Source organism: Bacteriovorax sp. DB6_IX, assembly GCF_000447775.1.
Classification (GTDB): domain Bacteria; phylum Bdellovibrionota; class Bacteriovoracia; order Bacteriovoracales; family Bacteriovoracaceae; genus Halobacteriovorax_A.
Genome location: NZ_AUNJ01000157.1, coordinates 1 through 2,226 on the forward strand (window position 1 = coordinate 1; position 2,226 = coordinate 2,226).

General features: G+C 39.3%; 1 protein-coding gene and 1 pseudogene. One reads left to right on the forward strand and one right to left on the reverse strand.

From position 1 onward, the window contains the following. Window positions 1–381: pseudogene (locus M901_RS04660) on the reverse strand (FkbM family methyltransferase); the annotation flags it as partial. A 173-nt stretch (window positions 382–554) separates the two neighbouring features. On the opposite strand from M901_RS04660, the gene M901_RS04665 reads away from it, so the two are divergent. Then, on the forward strand, window positions 555–2,192 hold the full coding sequence (locus M901_RS04665) for a S8 family serine peptidase (protein WP_157679831.1): 1,638 nt from the start codon (window positions 555–557) through the stop codon (window positions 2,190–2,192). Window positions 2,193–2,226: the final 34 nt, after the last annotated feature.

Here is a 2,226-nt window from a genome sequence, read left to right on the forward strand (position 1 = left end):
TTGACTTTTAACAATATTATAAGAGAGTTTTTCAAAAGTTTTTGGAACAGCTTCAAAGCTATAGAGCTTTCCTGTTTTTAACTTATTACTCAGAGTTAAACTATAGAATCCTATATTGGCCCCAACGTCTAAAATATTGCTGTCTTCTTTAATCAGACCAGAAAAGAGAAAGTTCTCTATTGGCTCATAACAGCCAAAGAAATAGATTTGCTTTTGGACATGATCCCTGAGATCACATCGCACTTGATTTCCTCCGATAATCTTGGCCATCTTCAAATCCTGAGAGTCTTTAAAATTCTGATCAATATACTGATAGAGGTATCCAGGAGCAATTCCTACCTTGGCCCAAAGCTTAAGAGCACTTCTCACAACTAAACTCATATTCAATTTCCTTTGCAATAACTCCTATTATAGATCATGGCCTTTACAGAAGAAGCTCGGAGAGATTTTCCTATTATTAAAATCAATTAATATTTCAACTACTTACAATCAAAGATATCCTAGAAAACTTACAATCCCCTATACGATTTATGCATCGAGACCTAGGTTGGGCCATGACAAAATTTGTAACAGTTTCAAAAGCACTACCTTTACTTATCTTAATGGCCACTAAATCTCTGGCCGTGCCTTGCCCGCAATCAGAGCAAAGTACAGACGAATATGGTTATACAACATATTACCAGTGCAAAGAGGGAGAGCTCAAAGAGTCTAAGGAATATCATCCTAGAACAAAGAAGCTTGTTTCTCATAAACTCTATAATGTATTCGGCCCAACTCTAGAAAAATCCTGGAGTGCAGAGGGACGCTTCACTTACCTCGCAAAGTCAGAATACTTTACAGAAAATCACTTTGTGAAAACAGTGCTAGATACTGAAACGCAAAAACTTAAATCAAAAGAAGAAATTATTATTAAAAATGGCGAAGAGTTTCGCATCAAAGAGTGGGTTGTCCATCAAAGTAGTTTCACTCCTCGCGCCATCAAACACTTTAAACTCGATGATTACTACCCCTATAAAATCGATCAACTGAACAAGGAAGGAAAAGTCATAAAGACCTTCCACATCCAACTCAAGGCAGGCTATGAATTTGCTGGTCATGTGGAAAGCTTCACGTCATTTGATCCTCAGGGAAATAAGCTGGGAACTTATCACGAAAGTCGTGATCTCGACATAAGGGCCCTCCTTACAAAAAGGGGTGAATTGCAATTCTTTGAATCTCAAAGATCTCCCGTTGTGATCATTGATACAGGTTTTGATATCTCACATCCCTCGATCACAAAATATCTTTACAACTCACCTGTCGATATTCCCTTTGATGGTATTGATAATGATGGCAATGGACGAGTTGACGATAGTTTTGGTTGGCATATTCAAGAAGATTACGGATTAGACTTAGATCGTGATGATAATAATATTCGAGAAACACACTTTCTCACTCACACACCCTATCCTGTCTCACATGGAACCCATGTGGCGGCCAAGGCCCTTGAAAAGACCAAGAACTATGGCCTAGTTGGTTTTGCTGGTGATGTGGCCATCGCAAGGCATTTGCTTGGAGCAAATCAATATATTCAAAAAAATAAAGTCAAATTTGCCAATATGAGTTTTGCCATAGGATTTCCAGGTGCTCCACTTTCTGCGCCTAATGAATCCTTCTTTGCCTTGGAAAAACTTTTAAAAGATAACCCGGAGACACTATTTACGGTTGCTGCCGGTAACGGTAGGTCGGCACTGGACCTTGATTTAGCAGGTAATCAAAATTTCCCGGCCTCATACTCATTTGAAAATATGCTCATCGTTGGCGCACTCAATACAAGTGACTACAAAGCTCAAAAAGACTGGAATAAATTAAAAGAGGCCTCATTTTCAAAACGAGGAAAACAAACAGTTGATATCTTTGCACCAGGACAAATGGTTGTCTCGGCTCACTCAGGTGGAGGAAGTCTCGCACTAAACGGAACCTCAATGGCCTCCCCCTTTGCCCTCAATATCATTTTGCGTGCAAGCGAGATCAATCCCAAGTTAACGCCAATGCAACTTAAACAGATTGTTATGAAAACGGCCTTTATACCGAAGAAGCGACTTGAATGTCTTTCTGGCGGAATGATCCACCCTGAAAGAGTTTATCTCGCGGCGAAATTAAGCCAAAAAAAATCGCTTGAAGAAGCGATTCGTGAAGCAAATAAAATTTAAACACTTGAGAGAGATAAATGAAATCGCATATCCT